This window comes from Streptococcus sp. SM3 (assembly GCF_027497875.1).
The window spans coordinates 1-1,921 of record NZ_JAJNSA010000193.1 but is presented as its reverse complement, the minus strand read 5'-3'; the positions used below and the strand labels follow the sequence as shown (position 1 = coordinate 1,921).

The 1,921-nt window shown below is 43.0% G+C and carries 4 protein-coding genes; 3 read left to right on the top strand and 1 reads right to left on the bottom strand.

From position 1 onward, the window contains the following. From scpB to yidD, 3 genes are all read left to right on the top strand, one after another. A partial coding sequence (gene scpB, locus PAN06_RS14030; protein ID WP_269796634.1) for an SMC-Scp complex subunit ScpB occupies nt 1–370 on the top strand: 370 nt, incomplete at its 5' end. Beyond that, on the top strand, nt 357–1,079 hold the full coding sequence (locus PAN06_RS14025; RefSeq protein WP_001222228.1) for a pseudouridine synthase: 723 nt from the start codon (nt 357–359) through the stop codon (nt 1,077–1,079). The genes scpB and PAN06_RS14025, both read left to right, overlap by 14 nt. Then, nucleotides 1,079–1,321: a membrane protein insertion efficiency factor YidD gene (gene yidD / locus PAN06_RS14020; protein WP_050230852.1), complete on the top strand. Its 243-nt coding sequence runs from the start codon at nt 1,079–1,081 to the stop codon at nt 1,319–1,321. The genes PAN06_RS14025 and yidD overlap by 1 nt, the downstream gene beginning before the upstream one ends. 183 nt (nt 1,322–1,504) lie before the next feature. Here the strand turns inward: yidD and PAN06_RS14015 are convergent. Next, a partial coding sequence (locus tag PAN06_RS14015) for a GDP-mannose 4,6-dehydratase (protein ID WP_269796633.1) occupies nt 1,505–1,921 on the bottom strand: 417 nt, incomplete at its 5' end.

Genomic DNA, 1,921 nt, shown 5'->3' with positions numbered 1-1,921 from the left:
CAAGCCTCAATTTTCAGAGATTTTGAAGGAATACTCTAAGGCGCCTATCAACCAGAGTTTATCTCGGGCTGCCCTTGAGACCTTGTCCATCATTGCCTACAAACAGCCCATCACACGGATAGAGATTGATGCCATCCGTGGGGTCAACTCGAGTGGGGCCTTGGCAAAGTTGCAGGCCTTTGACTTGATAAAGGAAGACGGGAAAAAAGAAGTGTTGGGTCGTCCCAACCTCTATGTGACTACAGATTATTTCCTAGATTACATGGGGATAAATCATTTGGAAGAATTACCAGTGATTGATGAGCTTGAGATTCAAGCCCAAGAAAGCCAATTATTTGGTGAAAGGATAGAAGAAGATGAGAATCAATAAGTATATTGCCCACGCAGGTGTGGCCAGTAGGAGAAAAGCAGAAGAGCTGATTAAGCAAGGTTTGGTGACGGTTAACGGCCAGGTGGTACGTGAACTAGCAACCACTATCAAGTCAGGCGACAAGGTCGAAGTTGAAGGTCAACCTATCTACAACGAAGAAAAGGTCTATTATCTACTTAACAAACCACGCGGTGTTATTTCCAGTGTGACAGATGACAAGGGCCGCAAGACGGTTGTCGACCTTTTGCCCAACGTGAAAGAGCGCATCTACCCTGTAGGTCGTTTGGACTGGGATACATCAGGAGTCTTGATTTTGACCAATGATGGGGATTTTACGGATGAGATGATTCACCCTCGTAATGAGATTGACAAGGTTTATGTTGCGCGTGTTAAAGGTGTGGCCAATAAGGACAATCTCCGCCCCTTGACCCGTGGACTTGAGATTGATGGTAAGAAAACCAAGCCGGCTGTCTATGAGATTCTCAAAGTGGACCCAGTCAAAAACCGCTCTGTAGTGCAGTTGACTATCCATGAAGGGCGTAACCACCAGGTTAAAAAGATGTTTGAAGCTGTCGGTCTCCAAGTGGACAAGTTGTCACGGACCCGTTTTGGACATCTAGACTTGACAGGACTCCGTCCAGGAGAATCCCGCCGTCTTAATAAAAAAGAAATCAGCCAACTACATACCATGGCTGTAACCAAGAAATAATGAAACGAATTTTAATAGCGCCTGTGCGCTTTTACCAACGTTTTATCTCCCCAGCCTTTCCACCTTCTTGTCGCTTTGAGCCTACCTGTTCAAACTATATGATTCAGGCTATTGAAAAACATGGCTTCAAGGGTGTTTTGATGGGCTTGGCTCGGATTTTACGTTGCCATCCATGGTCGAAAACAGGTAAGGACCCTGTCCCAGACCACTTTTCACTCAAACGGAATCAAGAAGGGGAATGAGGTTGTGGATAGAACTGACGAAGTCAGTAACCATACCTACGGTAAGGCGACGTTGACGTGGTTTGAAGAGATTTTTGAAGAGTATAAATTGGATTCTAATGTATAAAACACAGATAGATGATACTTGGTATTTATCAAGTGCCATCTATCTGTGTTTTTATTTATTATTGATGTTTCTGCTATTTATTCCAAAATGTTTTTGCCTTCTTTAACACGCCAATGATAATCCGATAAAATAATATCTTCGAGGGAGTAGCTAGCCTTCCAATCAAGATATTTTTTAGCTTTTGATGCGTCTGCTAGGACGCTGGCTGGGTCACCAGCACGGCGAGCAACAATTTCGTGTGGTATTTTTTGATTCAGTAATTCTTCAGCAGTTTTAAAGATTTCTTTGACGGTATAGCCTTTTTCAGTTCCTAAGTTAAAGATTTGAGAAGAACTGTCTTCTTGAAATAGGTAGTTCATTCCTTTAACATGAGCCTGTGCAAGATCCAAGACATGAATGTAATCTCGAATACATGAACCATCACGTGTATCGTAGTCATCTCCAAATATTTTCAGGCTATCATTTTGTCCCAATGCGGTCTTGTTGATGTTGGG